At 59.4% G+C, this 4,497-nt stretch carries 5 protein-coding genes; 4 read left to right on the top strand and 1 reads right to left on the bottom strand.

All coding sequences use genetic code 11. The annotated features are described in order from the left end of the window. The first annotated feature begins 267 nt into the window (after window positions 1-267). Genes FrCorBMG51_RS28865 through FrCorBMG51_RS27700 form a run of 3 tightly spaced genes read left to right on the top strand, consistent with a single transcriptional unit; the run spans window position 268 to window position 3,149 of the window. Window positions 268-663: an ABC-three component system protein gene (locus FrCorBMG51_RS28865; RefSeq protein ID WP_338052812.1), complete on the top strand. Its 396-nt coding sequence runs from the start codon at window positions 268-270 to the stop codon at window positions 661-663. A gap of 36 nt (window positions 664-699) precedes the next feature. Then, window positions 700-1,185, top strand: a complete 486-nt coding sequence (locus tag FrCorBMG51_RS34275; protein ID WP_420848670.1) for a three component ABC system middle component — start codon at window positions 700-702, stop codon at window positions 1,183-1,185. Between the two features lie 5 nt (window positions 1,186-1,190). Next, on the top strand, window positions 1,191-3,149 hold the full coding sequence (locus tag FrCorBMG51_RS27700) for a DUF3732 domain-containing protein (protein ID WP_086055670.1): 1,959 nt from the start codon (window positions 1,191-1,193) through the stop codon (window positions 3,147-3,149). Between the two features lie 782 nt (window positions 3,150-3,931). Here the strand turns inward: FrCorBMG51_RS27700 and FrCorBMG51_RS32255 are convergent. Next, window positions 3,932-4,156: a hypothetical protein gene (locus FrCorBMG51_RS32255; RefSeq protein ID WP_047225304.1), complete on the bottom strand. Its 225-nt coding sequence runs from the start codon at window positions 4,154-4,156 to the stop codon at window positions 3,932-3,934. Between FrCorBMG51_RS32255 and FrCorBMG51_RS34270 the strand changes: the two genes are divergently transcribed. After that, complete coding sequence (locus FrCorBMG51_RS34270) at window positions 4,101-4,247, top strand: hypothetical protein (RefSeq protein ID WP_420848669.1); 147 nt, start codon at window positions 4,101-4,103, stop codon at window positions 4,245-4,247. The genes FrCorBMG51_RS32255 and FrCorBMG51_RS34270 overlap by 56 nt on opposite strands. The last annotated feature ends 250 nt before the right edge of the window (window positions 4,248-4,497 follow it).

Here is a 4,497-nt window from a genome sequence, read left to right as displayed (position 1 = left end):
ATCTTATCTTAGCGGCATTGCTACTGGTCACTTCCGACGGGACATGAAGACATCTTCCTCGCACTGGTCTGGAAATGGTGGGATGACCAGGCTCTAGCGCTCCTTCAAGGGCGACGCAGGAGCGTCGGGGTAGGCGCTGCCAGAACCGCCATCGGCGAGATTCGCGACAAATTCACGGCCGAGAATCTACCTACCTTAGTTCAGCGAACCGAGGTCGACATAGAAAGTCTCTCGGGCGAACATGAAGACCGTGTCTTCGTCCGACAGATGCACTGGGTAGAATACCCTCCCCGGAATTTGCAATTGGCGATCGTTGATTATTACCGCGCGTTCGTGCACGAGACGCGATGGGTCGCTGAGGATCTAATTGGAATCGCCGAGATTGAAATCCTTGAGGCGAACCTGATCGCCGAATGGGAGGGGCAATTCGAGTGGATGAAGGTCGAACTTGGCGATGCTGCGGATGAGAAAACCATGCGGGCTGCGGGTCGGTCGATGCTACATCAACTTCTCGATCGAACTGAACTTCGCGTCCGCCCTCAGTATGATGATCCATTCTTCGTGCGAGGAATGCGCCACGGCCTAGCTGATGTCGGAAAGATTGGCTGGCATCCCGATTTCAGGAGCCGTCTTGAAATGCTCCTAAAAGTTCCAGTATCCTAACGGATAGGGCTAGATAAAGGTGAAAGGCTGTGGCCATTGGCAGCGTGGGGGGATCGGCCGAAGGTAGTACAGGCCATGCTAAATCCGGCATTGCTGGCGGTAGTCACGGCCTCGACTGCTAGCGGTTACCGCCGAGAGGCGAACGAGGCGATGCCTTGGCCAATGGCCTTCGTTGCAGCTCCTTTGGTGCTGCATCGCGGAAGCCGTGAGGCGCTGCCGGCGAGTACCGCGACCCATCTGACGACCTGGGTATCTCGAAACCCGACTATCCGCGCAGGATTCCCACTACGTGCCCGCGGTCTTGTCGAACCGGTCAGAGAGGGAATTCGGTTCGGACTGGTGCACGGTATATTGGAGATCGATGGCGGACGGTTGCTAGGGCATCAACTCAGGCGGAAGAGGGGCACTGAAGTCGCGGACGAGGTCGGTGAGCTGGTTCGTAAGGCGAATCTCTTGGGCCGATGGTTCGGCAAGGTTAATAGTCCCGTGACTATATTCGCTGTTCTAGGGGTGGAGCCTTAACTGTCATGCAGATACTTGCGATCGCACTGTATAATTCGTCGGGAGGTCGACGGGTTATACGATTCTCTCCGGGTGCTCTCAATATCGTCACTGGCGACAGCAAGACCGGCAAGAGTGCTCTGCTGGATATCGTTGAATACTGCCTTGGTCGCGACGAAATGCAAATGCCTGTCGGCCCGATTACTCGAACGGTCGCCTGGTATGGGGTGCTGTTCGAATTGGAAGGTGGCCGTGCCTTCGTAGCTCGTCCGAGGCCTCTTCCTGGTCGGGCGACGACTCAGCAGGCAATGCTCGAGTTTGGATCAGGATTGGAGCCTTTGGACTCCTCTCGCCTGGTTGTAAATACGGACTCGCGCAGCGTTCGGGAGCAACTCGGCCGGAGAATTGGAATCGAAGAGAACCAGTTCGAGCCAGCGACATATTCCGCCCGATCTCCATACGAGGTGAATATTGGCCACGCGGCGCTTCTATGCCTACAGCGGCAAGGTGAGGTAGCTGATCGAAATCTTCTCTTCCATCGCCAGGGCGAACCAGGAATTTCTCAGACCCTGAAGGACACGATACCCTACTTCGTCGGCGCTGTGGCTTCTGACCAGGCGCTCAAACGGGCACAACTGGTGGCTGCACGTCGTGACCTTCGTCGAGCGGAGAATACGCTTCGACAAGCCGAAGAGGCCGCGCGTTCGACCGATATAGGCCTCGGGGCAATCTGGCGGGAGGCCTATGCGCTGGGTATGGTTGAACCAGAGCAGCCACCAAGCCGAGTTGAGATGGTGAGAAGGCTCCAGGCAGCTGTCACGGCGACGCAGGAACCAGATGCTGCAGGATCCGCTATAGCCGAACGCCTCGCCAATCTTCAGAACGACAGAGATCGACTCCGCGGGCAGATGCGAGCTATGTCGGTTGATCGGGATCTGCTTCTGGCGCAAGATAGAAGCGAAACAGACTATGTTGGTGCGGCGAGAAGTCACGTGGCACGACTAACGAGTTTGAATCTTTTTCCAACCCAGTCTTCGGATCAAGAGAGTAGTCCCGGGTCGCTTTGCCCCATCTGTGGTTCGGCACTAACGGAACCGGACCCTATCCCCCTTCAACTTCAGCAGAGCCTTGAGCGCCTGAATAATGATCTAAGAGGAGTAGACGCGGCGAGGCCGTCTCGTCGTGCGGCCCTTTTGAGACTGGATGGCGACTTGGCTTCCATGCGCGATCAGGTTCGCACGATCGAGCGAGCCCTTGAGTCGATCGTGTCGGCACAGACAGTGTCCCAAGCACTACCCGATCGATCTCGTGTGGATTTCATGAGAGGACGAATCCATAGCTTTTTGTCAACTATGGAAGGTTCCTCCGAGTCGGAATTGAGTAACCTTAGGCGTATTCGCGACGGGCTGAGGGCACAGGTCGACAGTCTAGAGGCGGAACTCGATCCAGATGAGGAAAGGGAACAGTTGACTTCGCGCCTGGTGGCGATTAGCCAGGACATGACACGATGGGCAACTGATCTGGAACTTGAACACGGTAGTGGAAACGTCCGGATCGACATGAATCGACTTACGGTCGTCGCGGACACCGAAGATGGCCCTGCTCCGCTGTTCCGTATTGGAAGCGGCGAAAATTGGGTTGGCTATCATCTTGTCGCCCATCTCGCTCTGCACCGATATTTCGTGAGGCGAGAACGACCCGTTCCGCGCATACTGATGCTTGATCAACCGTCACAGGCATGGTATCGGTCCGAGGTCGCGCAGAACTCTGGCACTCTCGAAGACGATGCAGACCAGGCGGCGGTGAGGCGAATGTACCGTCTCATGTACAATACTGTGAACGAGTTGGCACCAAATATGCAGGTGATTGTGTGTGATCACGCGAACCTGCCGGAGGAATGGTTTCAGGACTCTGTCGTTCATAGATGGCGCGGAGGAGAGAAGCTAATTCCGCAAGAGTGGATTGATGAGATCGACGGATCATAACTTCGCCGAGGTTCTTGAAAATAGGTAATTTGGCTGTCGGGTCGCCTCCCTCGTTCTCTGCGATCGTAGGCTGCCGAATGCCTTTGGCGGGCGACTTTTTCCAGTGCGGTACGGTTGGTCAGAACGGGGCGTGGTCCACCGCCGTCGGCAGCCACGGTGGCAGCCAAGTGGGTGGACGAGCCCGGACGCGGACAGAGCCCGGCGGACGAGGTCCACCCAGTGACCAGCACCAGCGGACGTCTACGGACGCCGGTGGATCATGTGCTGAAGCCCTCATAATCCGTCGGTCGTGGGTTCGAGTCCCACCCGCCCCACCACGCTCCGTAGCTAGCCTCCGACCTGGGCAAATAGGTCACACCTATCGATCGGTGCGATCGCCGACAGTTCACAGATGCAGGTCAGCGGGCATGGCGGGCTGGTTCGCACAATGCCGGGCTTCCGGTGGGGCCGGCTCCGATGGTGACCGTTGGTGCTCGTGGTTGCGTGAGGCTCCGCAGTGGCCGAGGTGCGGATGGCCCAGCCAAGCGGGTGCCAGATCGGGTTTGGAGCGGGCAGGCTGGCGAGGCCGCTCGGGACACCGAGCCGGCGTAGCCCCTCCGTCAGTCAGACCGGTTTCTCGGCGCGACACGCACGCGAGAGTGAACTACGCGGGGCGAGCAGCCTGCGGTGGACGATCACGGAGCCGCGGACCAAGCCCACCGGGCATGTTCTGTCGCATCGCAGCCGGTGCTGACCGTGTCGCAAGGGTCTTGGCGTGATTGTCAGACCTGTGCGGCAGACTGTCACCCGTGGGGATCACGCTTCGCGAGCTGCCGGGGGACCCTCGTGCCGCGTCGCTGGACGAGCGGGACAACGGCGATAAGTTCGAGCGGCTGATCAAGGCATATCTGGAGACCGACCCGGGGTGTCTCCGAGGTCTGGCAGTGGACGGCCTGGCCTGGCCGTGCCGGGGTGACCGACGTCGGGATCGACCTGGTCACCGCGAACCGTGGCCAGAGCGGCTTCACCGCCTGCTCGCCGATGACAAGGTGCTGGTCCTCGCCGTCGACAGCGGTACCTCGCCAAGAACTTCCAGCAGGCCATGTCCGAGTCTGGTGAGATCAGAATCGACGAGTCCGCCACACTGCTCGGCTGCTGGAACGGGCTGGCCAGGAACTTCGGCCCCGAACGCGGCGGCGCCGGTGGCCCATGGCCCGGGCGCGGGCGTCCAGCACTCCGTCTTCGCGTGAGATCNCGCAAGGGTCTTGGCGTGATTGTCAGACCTGTGCGGCAGACTGTCACCCGTGGGGATCACGCTTCGCGAGCTGCCGGGGGACCCTCGTGCCGCGTCGCTGGACGAGCGGGACAA

The sequence above is a fragment of the Protofrankia coriariae genome (assembly GCF_001017755.1).
Classification (GTDB): domain Bacteria; phylum Actinomycetota; class Actinomycetes; order Frankiales; family Frankiaceae; genus Protofrankia; species Protofrankia coriariae.
Note: the sequence above shows the minus strand (reverse complement) of the source record. Positions and strands in the feature narration are given on the sequence as shown.

Coding starts and splice junctions, on each gene's coding strand:
- FrCorBMG51_RS28865 (WP_338052812.1), top strand. CDS start 268: ATGCACTGGGTAGAATACCCTCCCCGGAATTTGCAATTGGCGATCGTT.
- FrCorBMG51_RS27700 (WP_086055670.1), top strand. CDS start 1,191: ATGCAGATACTTGCGATCGCACTGTATAATTCGTCGGGAGGTCGACGG.